14 protein-coding genes are annotated in these 17,520 nt (G+C 53.6%); 7 read left to right on the top strand and 7 right to left on the bottom strand.

Features of this window, described 5'->3' with window-relative positions; all coding sequences use genetic code 11:
- Window positions 1-29: 29 nt before the first annotated feature.
- The 4 genes from GALF_RS12175 to fdxA all read right to left on the bottom strand — a co-directional run bounded on the left by GALF_RS12175 (window position 30) and on the right by fdxA (window position 7,100).
- The gene (locus tag GALF_RS12175) at window positions 30-614 is read right to left on the bottom strand and encodes a superoxide dismutase (RefSeq protein WP_013294361.1); all 585 of its coding nucleotides are present in this window, start codon (window positions 612-614) and stop codon (window positions 30-32) included.
- 68 nt (window positions 615-682) lie between these two features.
- Entirely contained in the window at window positions 683-3,982 is a 3,300-nt protein-coding gene (locus GALF_RS12180) for a UvrD-helicase domain-containing protein (RefSeq protein ID WP_013294362.1), read from the bottom strand.
- Window positions 3,975-6,776 carry a PD-(D/E)XK nuclease family protein gene (locus GALF_RS12185; protein ID WP_150102616.1) on the bottom strand — a complete coding sequence of 934 codons (2,802 nt, stop codon included), beginning with the start codon at window positions 6,774-6,776 and terminating at the stop codon, window positions 3,975-3,977. Before GALF_RS12185 ends, GALF_RS12180 begins: the two co-directional genes overlap by 8 nt.
- Window positions 6,777-7,100, bottom strand: a complete 324-nt coding sequence (gene fdxA / locus GALF_RS12190) for a ferredoxin FdxA (RefSeq protein ID WP_013294364.1) — start codon at window positions 7,098-7,100, stop codon at window positions 6,777-6,779.
- Between the two features lie 270 nt (window positions 7,101-7,370).
- Here fdxA and trxA point away from each other — a divergent pair, with 270 nt between their 5' ends.
- The 7 genes from trxA to GALF_RS15130 all read left to right on the top strand — a co-directional run bounded on the left by trxA (window position 7,371) and on the right by GALF_RS15130 (window position 13,786).
- Window positions 7,371-7,697: a thioredoxin TrxA gene (gene trxA / locus GALF_RS12195; RefSeq protein WP_013294365.1), complete on the top strand. Its 327-nt coding sequence runs from the start codon at window positions 7,371-7,373 to the stop codon at window positions 7,695-7,697.
- Between the two features lie 136 nt (window positions 7,698-7,833).
- Window positions 7,834-9,090, top strand: a complete 1,257-nt coding sequence (rho, locus tag GALF_RS12200; RefSeq protein ID WP_013294366.1) for a transcription termination factor Rho — start codon at window positions 7,834-7,836, stop codon at window positions 9,088-9,090.
- 100 nt (window positions 9,091-9,190) lie between these two features.
- Entirely contained in the window at window positions 9,191-9,502 is a 312-nt protein-coding gene (gene rplU / locus GALF_RS12205; protein WP_013294367.1) for a 50S ribosomal protein L21, read from the top strand.
- A 17-nt stretch (window positions 9,503-9,519) separates the two neighbouring features.
- Complete coding sequence (rpmA, locus tag GALF_RS12210) at window positions 9,520-9,777, top strand: 50S ribosomal protein L27 (protein WP_013294368.1); 258 nt, start codon at window positions 9,520-9,522, stop codon at window positions 9,775-9,777.
- Window positions 9,778-9,846: 69 nt separating this feature from the next.
- Window positions 9,847-10,911, top strand: a complete 1,065-nt coding sequence (gene obgE / locus GALF_RS12215; protein WP_013294369.1) for a GTPase ObgE — start codon at window positions 9,847-9,849, stop codon at window positions 10,909-10,911.
- 39 nt (window positions 10,912-10,950) lie between these two features.
- Entirely contained in the window at window positions 10,951-12,084 is a 1,134-nt protein-coding gene (proB, locus tag GALF_RS12220; protein ID WP_013294370.1) for a glutamate 5-kinase, read from the top strand.
- Between the two features lie 361 nt (window positions 12,085-12,445).
- Window positions 12,446-13,786, top strand: a complete 1,341-nt coding sequence (locus GALF_RS15130) for a diguanylate cyclase (RefSeq protein ID WP_013294371.1) — start codon at window positions 12,446-12,448, stop codon at window positions 13,784-13,786.
- Between the two features lie 36 nt (window positions 13,787-13,822).
- Here GALF_RS15130 and GALF_RS12230 read toward each other — a convergent pair whose 3' ends face one another.
- The 3 genes from GALF_RS12230 to GALF_RS12240 form a co-directional block, all read right to left on the bottom strand.
- The gene (locus GALF_RS12230; RefSeq protein ID WP_013294372.1) at window positions 13,823-14,290 is read right to left on the bottom strand and encodes a hypothetical protein; all 468 of its coding nucleotides are present in this window, start codon (window positions 14,288-14,290) and stop codon (window positions 13,823-13,825) included.
- Window positions 14,291-14,333: 43 nt separating this feature from the next.
- Window positions 14,334-15,377 carry a D-alanyl-D-alanine endopeptidase gene (gene pbpG / locus GALF_RS12235; RefSeq protein ID WP_013294373.1) on the bottom strand — a complete coding sequence of 348 codons (1,044 nt, stop codon included), beginning with the start codon at window positions 15,375-15,377 and terminating at the stop codon, window positions 14,334-14,336.
- A 64-nt stretch (window positions 15,378-15,441) separates the two neighbouring features.
- Window positions 15,442-17,238, bottom strand: coding sequence for an ABCB family ABC transporter ATP-binding protein/permease (locus GALF_RS12240; RefSeq protein WP_013294374.1), 1,797 nt, complete (start codon window positions 17,236-17,238; stop codon window positions 15,442-15,444).
- Window positions 17,239-17,520: the final 282 nt, after the last annotated feature.

Here is a 17,520-nt window from a genome sequence, read left to right on the forward strand (position 1 = left end):
GATCTCTTCTCCAAACAGCGACCGGTGGATTACGCGAAATTCTTCGCGACGAAATCCCAATCAACCAGATTGTTTAAATACGTTTCGACAAACTTAGGACGCATGTTGCGGTAATCGATATAGTAAGCATGTTCCCACACGTCAACGCACAACAGCGCCTTATCAGCGGTCGTCAGCGGCGTACCGGCAGCACCCATATTGACGATATCAACCGAACCGTCCGCCTTCTTAACCAGCCATGTCCAGCCGGAACCAAAGTTACCGACAGCAGACGCCTGAAAAGCTTTTTTGAATTCGTCGAAGTTGCCCCACTTTGCATTGATCGCATCAGCCAACGTGCCGGAAGGTGCGCCGCCGCCAGCAGGCTTCATACAAGTCCAGAAAAAGGAATGATTCCATACCTGAGCCGCATTATTGTAAATGCCGCCGGCAGGAGCCTTCTTGATAATCGCTTCAAGATCCAGCGCTTCGAACTCGGTACCTTTGATCAGGTTGTTGAGATTCGTCACATATGCCTGATGATGCTTGGCGTAATGGTATTCAAACGTTTCTTTGGACATATGCGGTTGCAGTGCATCCGTCGCATAAGGCAGAGCGGGTAAGGTATGTTCCATGTTTTTCCTTTCGTTAAGATAATAAAAATGGGTCATGCAATGCGTTAAATAATACCACAGCTTTTTAGTCAGACTTCAAGCAAATTACCCTCCGCGAAGATGACCGCGCAGCGTACCGCCTTGTCCGGATAAACAGCCTGCATCGCGATGCGGTACTCCTCAAGCTGGGCCGCATGAGACTGCATCGCGCTATTTAAACCTGTTTTATAGTCCAGCACCCAGACTTCCGTCTCAAATTCAACTAGGCGATCGATGCGGCGCAATTGCCCGGACGCATTCACGTAGCCCACCTCATTCGCAGCCTGTAGATAATACTGCGCATCGAAAAATCGCGAAAGCGCCGGTGCACTCAACATGACTTGTGCCTGCCGCCAAAGCTCGGGCATCAGCGCGGATGGAATATTGAGTTTGCGCTGCAATTCCTGTTCTTGATTTTCCCGGAAAAGTGCCTCCGGTATCGCTAAGTATTGCAGCAAACCGTGCAGCCAGACACCCTGACGCTGCGCATCGTTCATCACGGATTTTCGCATGCCGACCGGCAGTACCTGCAACAGGCGCGGATCTGGGAGGCAGGATAGGGGATTGAAGATTGAGGATCGTTGATTGAGCAAAGGTGCCACAGCGAGCGGATTTTCAGCAGCACCCTCTGTTGTATCGGCAATGCGCTGGTACCAGCAATGCTCAAGTTGCGCGCCGCTGCCGCTCACCAGCAATGCTTGCTTGGCGCGGGTCATCGCAACGTAGAGCAAATTCAAATCTTCGCGCAGGGCCAGCGCCGCTTCCTGTTGAAAATAGCACTCGCGCACCCCGCCACGACTGGCTTTATCGCCATAGATTGAAAAATGCACCGGCGCTTTTGCATCGGTCGGCCAGTCAACCAGCACGTCATACCCCCGATCAACAGGCGGACGGGCATTGGCATCCAGCAACCACACGATGGGCGCCTCTAAGCCCTTGGCTTCATGAACGGTATAGATGCGAATTGCGTTCCCCGCCTGCGCCACCCGGCCTTCATCGGGCGACTCGTTGTCATCCGCACGGCGCAGTTCGGCCAATTCACGCAAAAATCCCGACAAACTGGGATAGCGCCCCGAATCGACATTCAGCGCAATTTCCAGAAATGCCTGCAAGTTGGCAAGCACCGTCGCACACATCACCTCTGGCACGGCTGCCGCATAACGCGCCTGTGCATCCCCCTCGAAATAAATACGGTCGAGTAAATCATGCACCGGCAACTTGTCGGCCAGCAAAATCCAGGCTTGCAGCAACTGATGCGCGCGTTGCAATGCCGGCGTCGCCGTACCCGTTTCGACCAGACTCTTCAGCCGCTGCCACCAGCTAGGATTGAGGACTCGGGATTCAGGATTCAGTTCAGACGCACTTGAATCGCCCCCCCCCGCATCTTGCATCCTGAGTCCTGACGCCTGAATCTTCATCAGGTCGTCGTCGGTGCAGGAAAATATCGGCGTACGCAACGTGTGAGCGAGGGCAAGATCTGCAAACGGCGTGATCAGGAAGGTCAGCAGCGACTGAATATCGGACGCCTCCAGCGTATCGAGCAGACCGCCCCGGCGCGAGGTTAAAAACGGAATCGATTCACGGCGCAACGCCTGCTCGTAGATTTTCAGATGGGTACGGCGCCGCACCAGCACCATGATGTCGGAAAATTGCGCGACGCGACTTAAACCTTCATCTTGAACCTGCCACACACCGACAATCTGATTTATTTTTTCAGCGAATTGCGCCGCTTCCAGTTCACGTGTGCCCGCATCAACATCGGGATACGCCCTCTGCAACGGATTGCGCAGCGTCAATTTACCGTTCTGCGTTGAAGGCGTATCGCTTTTTTCCGGCAGCACTGCCAGCGGCAACACCCCGACATAACCGGGCAGCGATGTCTGGTGAGCCTGATGCGTCACAAACCCCTGATATTCAGGCAGTCCGTCGAACACGCCGTTCACCGCAACCAGCACCGCAGGGGAATTGCGCCGCGTTTCATTCTTTTTCAGGTGTAGTGCTGCATAATCCTGCACCAGATAGCGGCGCACCACATCGAACAAGCGCGCATCAGCCCGGCGAAAACGGTAGATCGACTGCTTAGGGTCACCCACCACAAACACCGTCGGCGTGCTGTCCACGGCCTTGGATGCCGCAAACCAGGATTGCAGGATCTGCCACTGCAGCGGATTGGTATCTTGGAATTCGTCCAGCAAAACATGACGATAGCGACTATCCAGCTTGTATTGCAGATATTCGGCATGATCGCTGTCATTTAGCAGCTGGCACACCCGCCATTCCAGATCGCCAAAATCAAGACATTGCTGACGCTGCTTCAGTTGCTGATACGCGGCAAGCAAACCCACCCCGCAGCGTAGCGCATGGCAATTTGTCTGGTAGAGCTGTTGCGTCTGCAACTGGTTATAAACGTCCAGCAACTGGGCGCGCACTAATTCGACGGCCTGCCCCAACTGCACCTCGTCTTGCCCTTTGTTCGCCTTGATCGCGCGCGGCTCATTCTTTTTCGTAAACAACTCATCCCACAGCAATTCGAAGCGCAATGCTGCTAACTGAAGCCCTTCCAGCGGCGCAAGCAGGCGCACAGCCTTTGCTTTCTGCGCGGCACTGGCATTGAGTAATTGAGACAGCGCGTGCACCTGACTTGAGAAATGAGGGCGATCAAACAGTTCAGCCAGCGGATCGCGCGTCAGATCAACGTCAAATTCGCTACCTAGATTCTGTATTGCGAAGTCTAAAGCCGACTCCCCCTGTCCCGCCGTATAGGCCCACCATTCGCTGCGTTTATTGACGAAGTTTCCCAGCAGGCTTTGCGTATTGGACAAGCCCAATTCTTTGAATAACACCATCATAGACTGAGCCGTTTCGCTCTCGGGCGCACTCTGCAACTCATCCAAAAACATCTGCCATGCTTCCTGCCACAGCTGAGCGGTTTTCTCGACCAGTTGCACGCCCCCCGCGCTGCCAGCGCTGACCGGCGCACGCTGTAAAATCTGCATAAACCAACCGTGAAAGGTGCTGATGGTCACGGACGGGCGGGCCAGCAAAAACTGCTGATACAGCAAGCGGGCGCGAGGCAAGGCCAGCTCCACATCGTCCACCCCGCGCTGCACTAGGAAATCGCGCACGAAGTCATCATCTTTGGCGGCCAGTTCATACAGCCAGTCACGCAAACGCGCTTGCATTTCCTGCGCGGCCTTGCGGGTAAAGGTGATGGCCAAAATTTCTCCGGGCGCAACCCCATCCAACAACAATCGCACGACCCGGGACACCAGCAGCCATGTCTTGCCGCTGCCGGCACACGCCTCGACCACGACGCTCCGGTTCGGGTTCAGCGCCTCGCGGTTATCCATTTAATTCGCCTCCCACGCCCAGCGCCGCAATCCTCAATCCTCGATCCTGACTTTCTTCCCACTCACCCAGGCGACATAAGCCCTTCATCTCGCAATAGGCACAAATTTTTTCCGTGCCATGGGCGGGCATACCGGCGCCCTCCCTGATCTGTGCGAAAATTTCCCCTAAACGCGCGAGGGTGAGTTGTGCCAGTTCGTCTATTTCTTCATCGGGTGAAACGGCCTGCACCGTGTCATCGTCCAGACTGACAAAAGCCGCTGTTTTTGCGGCCTGAACATGCGCATAGCAGGCCAGCTGCACGTCTTCGCCGGGCGATTTCAATTTATTTTTAAGACCCTGAATTGACTGCGTTTTATAATCAATCACGGCAAATGCATCCGCATTTTCCACAGACACATCGACACGATCAAGCCGCCCGCGCAGCAGCAGATTGCCGGACACGGCAACTTCAAACGGCACTTCAGCCGCATGGTAGCGCCACCCGTCCGCTTCAATTTCCAGCTGCCAGTGCAAATAGGCCGGAATCAGTCCCTGCCAGCGTAACAGCCATGCTTGTGCCAGATAGTCATGCGCCAGCGCATTGGCAAACACCTCGTCGCTGATCCGCCGCAGAACGCGTTCGGCCTCTCCTTTGTCGCGGCTGCCGAGCTGCGGGATTTCGGCATGAAAACGCTGCAACACTTCATGCACCCAGGTACCGTAATCGCGCTTATCCAGATCCTCGCGCACGTCATCCAGTTCATTCAAATGCAGCACATGCCGCGCAAAATATTGATAAGGACACGCCACCAGCGAGTTATAGCCGGACGGGGATATTTTTTGCGGAATCAGTTCCGGCGGCACGACGGGGCGCGGCATTTTTGCTGGATCCTGAATCCTGCATCCTTCACGCAAAAACTTGGTGTGTAGCACCTTAGTTGTGCGGGGAAGACCCTTGCGGTCTGAATCTTGGATTCTGACTTGCGCCAGCGGCAGCAGGCCGCCCAGCTCAACATTCATCAAATCATGTCCAAAGGCCAATAAATGCATTGCGCGCAACATCTCAAAGTACGGGCTGAGCAGATTCGGTTCGCCGTTGCAATTAGCCTGCCAAGTCGCAAGCACCGTCCCGTTCATCGCCAGCAGCGATAATAAATCGTCACGTACCTGATCCTGTTGCACGCAGGACAAGGGCAACCCCAGCGTCGTACGCACTGCATCGTTAAACCAGAGTCCGGCATTGACGGGCGCGGGCAGATGCCCCGCGTCACAACCGAGCAACAGCACCGCATCGAAACAACGCCAGCGGGTGGCTGCCAGATGAGTGAACAACACAGGACTGTCTACCGACAGATCGCGATACGTATTTAAATCGAGCTGCTGCGAAAGCCAGCGTCGCCATTCCGAAAAGCTGCAACTTGTCGTGTCGGCCTGCAATTCCTCCTGCCAGAGCGCCAGCAACTGCATCAGCTGCTGACCTGCCGCATCCTGACGCCAGCCGTGAATAACGCCCAAAAGGTCGAGACTCTGATGCAACGCTGACAACCAGCCGGACAGGGAAGCATGACGAGCAGTAAGCAAACGCGCCGCCTGACGCAAGCGCACCAATGCGGGCACCAGTTCGGGCGCTTCACGTTCGGCCGCCGCGATATGTTCATTAAGATGCAGGACCACACCGTGTCGGCGCACCAACTGCTCAAACTGGTAGGCGGCCTGTTTGCGCAACACCTGATTTTCGGCAAACAAAAAAGGCGACTTGAGTAAGTCGAGTACATCCTGATAATAAAAATCGCCCTGCACCGCTTCCAGCCAGCGCATCAGCACCGTACTGACCGACAGCGTGGCAAACGTCCAGCCGGTTTCATCCTGCACCATGACGCGGGCGCGTTCCAACAATGCGCGCAATCGCCGTGCCACCATGCGGTCTTGCACGACGACCGCAATGGCGGTTTTACCCTCGAGTAGCCAGCGTCGCACCTGCACGTCGGCCGCTTGTGCCTCCTGCTCCATGCCGTGCGCGCCAAAAAGCCCGATTCGATCCGTTAAAGCCACGCCCGCCACACGTGATTGCGCAGCACTGCGCAAATCCTCACCATGAAGTTCCTGCTGTAAAGCCGCAGACAGCAGCGCACAACCCGCATCCATTCCGAGCAGTTCGCGCAGATCGAACACGGTCACACGGACTCGCTCACGGCAAGCCGCCAAAAAACGCATTTCGGGTGCATCAAGATCGCAGGTTTGTAATACAAACAGCGGCATCGTCACTTGCTGCGCTAAGATCGCCAGTCGCTGCTGATACGCGGCCGTCACATCCAGTTCGTCATGCGCCGCCATCGCATACCATAACTCGTGAACGACGCGCGCCTCGAACTGCATCGCCACACCGCTTTGCGCCTGATAAGCCGCCACCAGTTGACGTGAAAAAGCTTCGGTTGATTCAGGAAGTGAAACATGATGCCGCGTCAGCTCATCCATCAGCGTCAGCAATTCACGCGACAGGCTCCATAGATCGGCATCGGGAAACCAGTTGCGATCGCGTAGCGCTTGATACAACGTAAGCAGGCGTTGCGTATCGGACTGAACAGATACTGCGAGCGGGATGGATTGCGCCCAGTCGGCGAGCGTTGTCATCTGCGGTAACAACAAAGCCGGCAGCCCCGCCGCCGCGCTCAATGCCTGAGCCAGCGGCCCGGCGGCATGGTAGTTGGGCAGCAGCACCATCGCACCGCGCAAGTCGGGAGGCGCCTGACACAAAAGAATTTGTGCTGCGATATGGCTATAAAAGCCCGATCCTGACTGCGGGTTGTCTGGCAATTAGCGTTCGAGCAGGTGTAATTTATCCTTTACGCCCTGCCATTCTTCAGCATCAGCCGGAGGGTCTTTCTTTTCGACGATGACGCCCCACAACTTGGACAATTCCGCATTCAGCGCAGTGAAGTGAGTCTGATCGGCAGGCAAATCATCCTCCGCGAAGATCGCTTCAGCCGGGCACTCGGCCACACACAAAGTGCAATCGATACATTCGTCAGGGTCAATCACCAAAAAATTCGGACCTTCGCGAAAGCAGTCTACCGGGCACACATCCACACAGTCGGTAAATTTACATTTGATACAGTTTTCCGAAACAACATAAGTCATTGCAACACTCCAGATAAACAAAAGTGCTTCTATTTTAGCAGAGGCATCAGATAATAAATCAGGCTATTTAATAAGGCCATCTTGCATTATGGCGATAGCAAACCGATAGCCAATCGAGACTTGCGGGCGGCCTTAATCGTAAATGTGCACATCACACACTTCACAGCACGCAATTTTTTAGTTAGGATGCGAACTCAAGCGATAAATTTATATCGTCATTTCCAGCCATTACAATTGCTTCACACCCTACATTCATAGCGAGATTCAATCATGAGCGAACATATTCATTACGTTACAGATGCCACGTTTGACGCAGAAGTCATCCAAGCGGCCCTGCCTGTGCTGGTCGACTACTGGGCTGAATGGTGCGGGCCTTGCCGCATGATCGCACCTATTCTGGACGAAATCGCCAAGGAATACGCAGGGCGTCTGACGATTGCAAAATTAAACGTAGACGAAAACCAGCAAACGCCGCAAAAATTTGGCGTGCGCGGCATTCCGACTCTGATGCTATTTAAAAACGGCAACATTGAAGCGACCAAAGTGGGCGCTTTGTCAAAATCGCAATTAACCGCTTTTATTGACAGCCACATCTAGAACCTGTATTGTCACACCCGCATTGCACACCTGACGTATCGCCGCAACTAATAACAAGCGAACCAGACCGTGCGGGTGGACAACTCCACCGTCTCATCCGGCATTTCCCCATCAAGACCACTCTTCGCGCGTTACCATGCATCTATCTGAAATCAAATTAAAACACATCACCGAACTCGTTGAAATGGCAGCCGCCAATCAAATCGAGAACGCCAACCGCATGCGCAAGCAAGACCTGATGTTCGCACTGCTGAAAAGCCATGCGAAAAAAGGCGAGAGCATTTACGGCGACGGTACACTGGAAATTCTGCCGGACGGCTTCGGATTCCTGCGCTCCCCTGACACTTCGTACCTTGCAGGCCCGGACGATATTTATGTCAGTCCGAGTCAGATACGCCGGTTTAATCTGCATACCGGCGATTCGATCGAAGGCGAAATTCGCACTCCGAAGGATGGCGAGCGTTATGTTGCGCTGGTGAAGGTTGACAAGGTCAACGACGAACCGCCAGAAAACGCCAAGAACAAGATTCTGTTTGAGAATTTGACACCGCTGTTTCCAACCCGGCCGCTGATCTTAGAGCGCGATATCCGCGCCGAAGAAAATATCACCGGCCGCGTCATCGATATCGTGGCACCTATCGGCAAGGGTCAGCGCGGTCTGTTAGTCGCCTCCCCGAAATCCGGCAAAACGGTCATGCTGCAGCACATCGCACATTCAATCTCAGCCAACAATCCCGATGCCACCTTGATCGTACTGCTGATCGACGAGCGCCCTGAAGAAGTAACCGAAATGACCCGCACCGTGCGCGGCGAAGTGGTTGCCTCAACATTCGATGAACCAGCCAGTCGCCACGTACAAGTAGCTGAAATGGTGCTGGAAAAGGCCAAGCGCTTAGTTGAGCACAAAAAAGATGTCGTCATTTTGCTCGATTCGATCACTCGTCTGGCGCGCGCCTACAATACGGTGATCCCATCCTCCGGCAAGGTATTGACCGGCGGCGTGGATGCCAATGCGCTGCATCGCCCGAAACGTTTCTTCGGCGCGGCACGCAACATCGAAGAAGGCGGCTCGTTGACCATCATCGCAACGGCGCTGGTCGATACCGGCTCCCGCATGGACGATGTGATCTACGAAGAATTCAAGGGCACCGGCAATATGGAAATCCATCTGGATCGCCGCATGGCCGAAAAACGCATTTATCCGGCGATCAACATCAACCGCTCGGGCACCCGCAAGGAAGAATTACTGCTCAAGCCTGACGTACTGCAACGCATCTGGCTATTGCGCAAATTGCTCTACCCGATGGACGAACTCGAATCGATGGAATTTTTACTCGGAAAAATCAAGGCAACCAAAAACAACGCCGAGTTCTTCGACTCGATGCGCCGTTAAAAGCATCCGTAATCTATTTTTAAACAAAAGGTTTTTGACGCGGGCGGATTTTTCTGTATAATCCTCGCTTTCGCAAAATCCGCACTCAGTCGAGGTTGTTATGTACGCAGTCATTAAAACCGGTGGTAAGCAATATCGCGTTATTACCGGCGAAACTTTAAAAGTTGAACTTATTTCCGGCGACATCGGATCAGCAATCGTGCTGGACAAGGTGTTGATGGTATCCGACGGCGAAAAGCTGTCAGTCGGCAAACCTCTGTTGCTTGGCGCAACCGTTGCAGCAACCATCGTTTCTCATGGTCGTGGCGACAAGGTTCGCATCTTCAAGATGCGCCGTCGTAAGCATTACCAAAAGAATCAAGGTCATCGTCAAAACTATACCGAAATCCGTATCGACGGCATTTCCGCGTAATTTAAGGAGCACATACCATGGCATCAAAAAAAGGCGGGGGCAGTACCAGTAACGGCCGCGACTCACACTCGAAACGATTGGGTGTTAAGCGTTACGGCGGCGAACTGATTAATGCAGGCAGCATCATTATTCGTCAGCGCGGCACAGAATTTCACCGCGGCGAAAACGTTGGCATGGGCAAGGATCACACCCTGTTCGCCAAAGTTACCGGCCGTGTTGTGTTTGCCATCAAGGGCGCGCAACAGCGCAGGACAGTTTCCATCGTTGCAGCTTAAGCTGTTTCGTTTGAAGCAAATCAGCCCTATCGCAAGGTAGGGCTTTTTTTATTTAGCGGTACAAAAAACATGAAGTTTATTGACGAATCCAAAATCGAAGTCTTCGCAGGCAATGGCGGCAACGGCATCGCCAGCTTCCGCCGTGAAAAATATATCGATAAAGGCGGCCCTGACGGCGGCGATGGCGGACGAGGCGGCAGCGTATTTGCGCAGGCAGACCGCAACATCAATACGCTGGTAGATTTTCGCTTTGCACGCACCCACAAAGCACGCAACGGTGAATCCGGTCGTGGCTCGGACTGCTACGGCAAAGGCGCGGATGACGTGATTCTGCACATGCCTGTCGGCACCGTGATTACCGACATCAACAGCGGCGAAGTCATCGCGGATCTGATGCACGACGGCGAACGCGCGTTGCTGGCCGAAGGCGGTAAAGGCGGCTTAGGCAACATTCACTTCAAGTCCAGCACCAACCGCGCACCGCGCCAATGCACGCCGGGCACGGAAGGCGAAACCCGCGAACTGCAACTCGAGCTTAAAGTGCTAGCCGATGTCGGCCTGCTGGGCATGCCCAATGCTGGCAAATCGACCTTCATCCGTTCGGTGTCTGCGGCTCGCCCTAAAGTAGCCGACTATCCATTCACCACCTTGCACCCGAACTTAGGTGTCGTGCGCGTCTCACACGAGAAAAGCTTTGTCATCGCCGATATTCCGGGCCTGATCGAAGGCGCCGCTGAAGGCGCGGGACTTGGCCATCAGTTTTTGCGCCATCTTGCACGCACCAGTTTGCTGCTGCATCTGGTGGATATCGCACCACTGTACGAGGGCACGAGCCCGGTGGGCGAAGCTGAGGCGATTCTCAACGAGCTGAAAAAGTACGATCAGGCGCTGTATGAAAAACCGCGCTGGTTGCTGCTCAACAAATCCGACTTACTGGAAGACAAAGACAGCACTGCGGCGCAATTCCTCAAGGAATTTTCCGACTATGACCGCGTCTTCGTGATTTCTGCGATCAGCGGAGAAGGCTGTAAAGAACTCACCTTTGCGATCATGGAACACCTCCTGGAAGTCAAAGAACGCGAACAACAGGCCGCAGCCATGAGCGCACAGGAAACGGACGCCAGCACGCTGTAATTGCTGAATGGAAAATTAACAGTTGATAATGGATTGAGCATGTCTGGATCGACAATTAAAACAGTATTGACCGGCTGCCGTCGCATCGTCGTCAAAGTCGGCAGCTCCCTCGTCACCAATCAGGGCGCAGGCCTTGATCTGAAGGCGCTTGGCAACTGGGCACGTCAGATCGCCGCACTGAACGGCAAAGGCTATGAAGTCGTGCTGGTATCCTCAGGCGCGATCGCAGAGGGCATGCAGCGTCTGGGCTGGACGAGCCGCCCGGTCGCGATCCACGAATTACAGGCAGCCGCAGCCGTCGGTCAAATGGGACTGGTGCAAGCCTATGAATCCTGTTTTCGGCATCATGACTTGCACGCAGCACAGGTATTGTTAACGCATGCAGATCTGGCAGACCGTGAGCGCTATCTGAACGCGCGCGCCACGCTGACCACCCTGCTCTCATTGCGCGTCATTCCCATCATCAATGAAAACGATACGGTGGTCACCGATGAGATTAAATTCGGCGACAACGACACCCTGGGCGCCCTAGTCACCAACCTGATCGACGCCGATGCCCTGGTGATACTCACCGACCAGAGCGGTCTGTTTACTGCCGATCCGCGCAAAGACCCGAGTGCCACGTTAGTCGCCAGCGCACAGGCAGGGGACGCAAGTCTGGAAGCGATGGCGGGAGGAGCCGGCAGCGCGATCGGTCGCGGCGGCATGCTCACCAAAATCCTCGCCGCAAAACGTGCCGCCGCAAGTTGCGCGCACACCGTGATCGCCTCAGGGCACGAACCGGATGTGCTGCTGCATCTATTCGAGGGGGTCGCCATCGGCACGCTGCTCACTGCACCGGCGCTGCCGCTTGCAGCGCGCAAACAGTGGCTGGCAGGACATCTGCAAGTCACAGGCCGTCTGGTGCTGGATCAAGGCGCGATCAAAGCGCTACGCTCCGACGGCAAGAGCCTGCTGCCTATCGGCGTCAAACAGGTATCAGGAGAATTCGGACGCGGCTCGGTCGTCGCCTGCGTCAGCGAACAGGGTACGGATATTGCGCGTGGCCTTGTCAACTACAACTCGGATGAAGCCGTCCGTATCGCAGGCCGCGCGAGTCAGGACATTGCAACATTGTTAGGTTACGGCGGGGATGCCGAAATCATCCATAGAGATAATTTGGTATTGCTGTAAGCAATACCAAATTTCGATTTCAGATGTGCAGCAGCAACTGAAATCACAATCCACAATGAGTAAGGCAAGATTACGGCGATACACCAACCATCGACAAGCAGAGCCACAACAATTAATAAGTCAAGGTTTCGGCGAAAGTATTTACAGTCTGACTCCTAATCTCGTACTGCTATAAACGTGCAAGATTAAGACGAATACAACCATCCGTCGCTGCTGAGTCATCACCTCGTCTTATGGTTGCAATACTCAAATTCATGTACGTTGGCTGACAGCCCTGATCAGCATTACAAACCCGCCGGACAACGGCTGATTTTGTAATTTATTGTTGAAATTTTGCCACACCTTAAGGAGCGGGTTTGTCATGAGCAATACATTTTTCCCTACTGCCGGTGAAATTGCCCATCTGGGTGTCGTACAGACATCCGGCTCATCGACGATTGAAGACGCCATCGTAATGATGGAATCGAACAACCTGAGCGATATCATTTACGAGGTGGAACAAGGGCATGCCATCTTCACCGTCGAAGATCTGATCAAATATCGCCGCCATGGACACAGCATGTCCGCTCAACTGAAATCGCTAAAACCGCACCTGCTGGTTTATGTAAGAGAAGATGAGAATGTGCTGCACTTATTGCCCTTTTTTAACAGCAAAGACAACCGCTATCTCGGCGTTAAAAATGCTGCCGGAGAACTGCACGGCATCGTGTCCTACACCGATGTGCTCGCCTCGGTCGATCCTGCGGTGATGATGGAACATAAGACGCTGGCCGAAGTGCTGGAAAAGGGCCGCGTTGAGACCATCAGCGGATCAGCGCTGACCGAAACGGTACTGGACCAGCTGATTTACCCTGAAGATGCCGTGCTGATCGCAGAACAAGGACAGCTGGCCGGCATCGTCACAACCAAGGATATCATCCGCATGATCCGTGATCATGTCGATATGAGTCAGCCCATACGCTGCCACATGACCACCCCTGTCTGGACGATCAATTGCAATGAAACCATCAAGGCGGCGATCGAGCATCTGAAAGTACGCAAATTTAAACGCGCCATCGTCGTGGACAATGAAAATAAGGTGATCGGCGTGATCACCCAGCAGGAGCTGATCAGCATCACCTATGGCCGATGGGCTGAGTTAATGAAACTACACGCCCATGAACTGGGCGAACTCGTGCAGGTTCTGGAAACAAATAACAACAAGTTGAGACAAGAGTCATTGACCGACGCACTCACGGGCGTTGGCAACCGCCGCATGATCAATCAAGCCATCGAAGCTGAAATCGGCAGGTATTACCGCCAGGAGAGATCGGCGTTTTCACTACTGCTGCTGGATATCGATCATTTCAAAAAAATCAACGATACGCACGGACACCCGTTTGGCGACGAAGTCTTAAAGTCATTATGCCTAACCGTGAAAAAAAGATTGCGTGCAACCGACACGCTAGCTCGTTGGGGCGGAGAGGAATTCGCTGTGCTATTGCCCGCTGCAAGTTTGAGTGCCGCCACAAATCTCGCGAATCACATCCGCGAGGATATCGAAAACAACAAAATTCCAGCCGAATCTTCCGTGACCGTCAGCATCGGCACGGCAGAATATCGACGCGGTGAATCGCTGGAAATACTGTTACAGCGCGTAGACAAAGCACTTTATCAGGCAAAACAAAATGGTCGCAACACCGTTATTCCTGCGGACGACTAATTCGAATTCATCAACGCGAACCTCACACGCATGGGATCAATCGGGAAATTTAACACAGGTGATATTCATCTGCTGAGCAGCAGACTCAACGGCCCGCAGCAACGAATCGAAATGATCCTGCGATTCTAGTCGCGGAATATTAACCATCACCTGCTCGGAGAACAGGCGCAGAGTTTGCGCATCATCGCCTTTGAACGCGGGCAAAATTGCCTGGAAATAAAATACACCTGATCGCAGCCCCACGGCTAGCAAATACCGTCCGACCTGATCACGCACTTCAAAATAGTGTGATGCACTATCACTAACCGCTGAATCGAAGCTGGCAAACTCACTCACGATAACTTCAAGGAATGACTGCGCTCGAACGAGCTGAGGGGCGAGAGTTGCGTGATATACGCCCGCACGCTGAAGGACAACCGGCGGATCAAATTTTCCGTCCTTTTTCGGACGTATCACCAGCACCACGACGATCACCAACACCAGTAGAATAATGCCTTCGTACATTCTTATCCCACAGGGAAGTAGTTAACTTCCCCTTGGATGACTCTTAACCGCGACTGGCTACGCGACCCTGCGTGCTGGCGCTTTCAATCCATTTCTTGACGCGATTTGCATCTCCGATACGGGTTGTTTTACCAACAGAGTCGAGCAACACAATAATGACCGGACGCTGGCGAATTTGCGCCTGCATCACCAGACAGCGCCCCGCTTCGTTGATGTAACCTGTCTTACTAACGCCGATTTCCCACGATGCATTTTTGACCAACGGGTTGGTGTTGTTGAACGTCAGCTCACGTCCGCGCGCACCCTCTACCGAATGCGTCGCCGTCGTAGTGTACTGATGGATCAGTTTATAGTTACGCGCCGCGGCAACCATTTTAACCAGATCGCGCGCCGTAGAAACATTTTCGCTATTAAGACCCGTCGGATCGCGAAATGTCGTGTGCGTCATACCCAGTTTGCGCGCCTTCGCATTCATAGCAGCCACTGCAGCCGCCATGCCACCCGGATAATTGCGGGCCAGCACGGACGCCGCACGATTTTCCGATGACATCAACGCCAGCTTTAGCATTTCACTGCGAATAAAGGTCGTCCCCACACCCAAACGAGAATGCGTACCCTTCAGAATATCAAAATCCGCCTCCCCCACACTGAGCGCCTCATTCAGATCCGGCTCAGCATCTAACACCACCATCGCGGTCATCAGTTTGGTAATGGAGGCAATCGGGGCTACCGCATCCGGATTTTTGGTATACAAAGGGCGCTGCGTCTGTTCATCGTAAATCAGCGCAATGGAAGACGCCAATTTAGGACTTGAAACCGGCTGAAAAGCCGCTGAGGACAATTGTGTATCAAATTTTTCCGCAACGCGACTGCCTTCTAACGCACTTTGACGCAGCGCGTGATGCTTCTGAGGACGCTTTGTTGCGTGGAGGGTACCCCGCTTGGCATGCTGCACGACAGCGTGCTTAGCCGGAGGTTTGGCATGCTGCGCGACTGCACGTTTGTGATGCTGAACGGCCTTATGTTCGGCGGCTTGCGCGACTACACCGTAGCTTGCCAGAATACAAACCAATAGTAATTTTTTCATTTTTTGCTCCCATTACACCTATAGGGCAAAAGAATACCCCAAAACAAAAATAAATCAATATAAATCAACATTCAGGCGGCTCTTGCTCGACACGTTTCTGAAGATTCCACATTTGCGTATATACACCATTACGCTGCAGCAGCTCAATATGTGCACCTTGCTCTACAATACGCCCCTGATCCATCACCAGTATCTGGTCAGCATCCACCACCGTTGAGAGGCGGTGGGCGATAATCAACGTTGTGCGGTTTTTCGCAATACTGCGCAATTCCGCTTGTATCGCCTTCTCAGATTTTGAGTCTAGCGCCGAGGTCGCTTCGTCGAAAATCAGTATGGCCGGATTTTTCAAAATCGCCCGCGCAATCGCGACGCGCTGCTTTTCACCGCCTGAGAGTTTAAGACCGCGCTCACCGACCTGAGTCTCGTACCCCATCGGCAGCGACTCGATAAACTCGTGGATATGCGCCGCCTGCGCGGCAGCAATGACCGCATCCCGATCCGCAGCAGGCTTCCCGTAGGCGATATTGTAGTAAATCGTATCATTGAACAGCACCGTATCCTGCGGCACGATACCGATAGATGCACGCAAACTGCTTTGCGTCACCGTGCGTATGTCCTGACCGTTAATGCGCAAACAGCCGCCCTGCACATCGTAAAAGCGAAACAGCAGGCGTGAGAGCGTCGACTTACCCGCGCCACTCGATCCCACCACCGCCACGGTGTGTCCCGCCGGAATCGTAAAATTCACGTCATACAAGATTTGCCTGTCCGAGTTATAGCCGAAAGCGACTTGCTCAAACACAACTTCGGCGGCCCCGACGGATAAATCCGGTGCTGCCGGCGCATCGGCAACTTCCCGCGCCTGATGCAGTAAACCGAACATTTTTTCCATGTCGGCCAGCGCGTGACGTATTTCGCGATACACGAAACCCAGAAAATGCAGCGGCATATACAACTGCAGCATGAACACGTTGATCAATACCAAATCACCCACCGTCATCGTGCCACTGACCACTTCATCGGCAGCCAGCCACATCAATGCCGTGATACCGATGGCGATGATCACGCTCTGCCCTGCATTTAAGAAGGCAAGCGATGTCTGGTTACGCACCGCCGCCGTCTCCCAGTGCTCCATATTGTGATCGTAACGACGCGCCTCATACTGCTCGTTACCAAAATATTTCACCGTTTCATAATTGAGCAGACTGTCGATCGCGCGGCTGTTCGCTTTCGAATCGAGCTCATTCATGGTGCGTCTGACCACCATGCGCCACTCGGTAACAAACAGCGTAAAACCGATATAGCAAATGAGCGTAACGAAGGTGATGCCGGCAAACCAAGGATTGTATTTATTCAGCAGTATCGCTGCTACCAAACCGATTTCGAGCAAAGTCGGCAAGATATTAAACAGCATGAAATTGAGTAAAAAACCAATGCCGCGCGTCCCCCGGTCAATGTCACGCGACACGCCTCCGGTCTGGCGGTCCAGATGAAAGCGCAGACTTAAACTGTGCAAATGCTCGAACACCTGTAGCGCAACGCGCCGAATGGCCCTTTGCGTCACCTTGGCAAACACCGCATCGCGCAATTCGCCGAACAACGTGCTCATCAGGCGCAACAACCCGTAGCCCACGATCAGCGATACTGGAACGATCAGCACCGCATGGGATTTATCCAGCGCATCGATGATTTGTTTGAGCACCAGCGGCACGGTGACATTGGCCAGCTTAGCGAAGATCAGCAGACTCATCGCCAGTATCACCCGCCCCTTGAATTCCATCAGATAGGGAACCAGCGAGCGCAGCGTCTGCCAACCACCTTGCGTGTCGTGTTCAGAGGATGAAGTTGAATGTGATTGCATGACAGTTAAATAAAATCAGTAAGCGATGATTATAGCCTCAGGTCTGCCCAGACGCTGCCATTGTCGGTCCGTATCAGGAGACTCGTTACGACAAGGAATGCTGCCACCCTGACAACGCATATTCATCAGAACCGACAATTACGCAAACTGAGTTGCTTTGCGGTGAAAATATTGACAAGACTGCCCGGAAGCTTCCCGCACCTCAGTCGCCGGTTCACGACGGCTTTTAAAGTCCAGCGCACGGCAGCCGTATCTGAAATTGACCTGATGCGTCACATAATA

The sequence above is a fragment of the Gallionella capsiferriformans ES-2 genome, assembly GCF_000145255.1.
Taxonomy (GTDB): Bacteria; Pseudomonadota; Gammaproteobacteria; order Burkholderiales; family Gallionellaceae; genus Gallionella; species Gallionella capsiferriformans.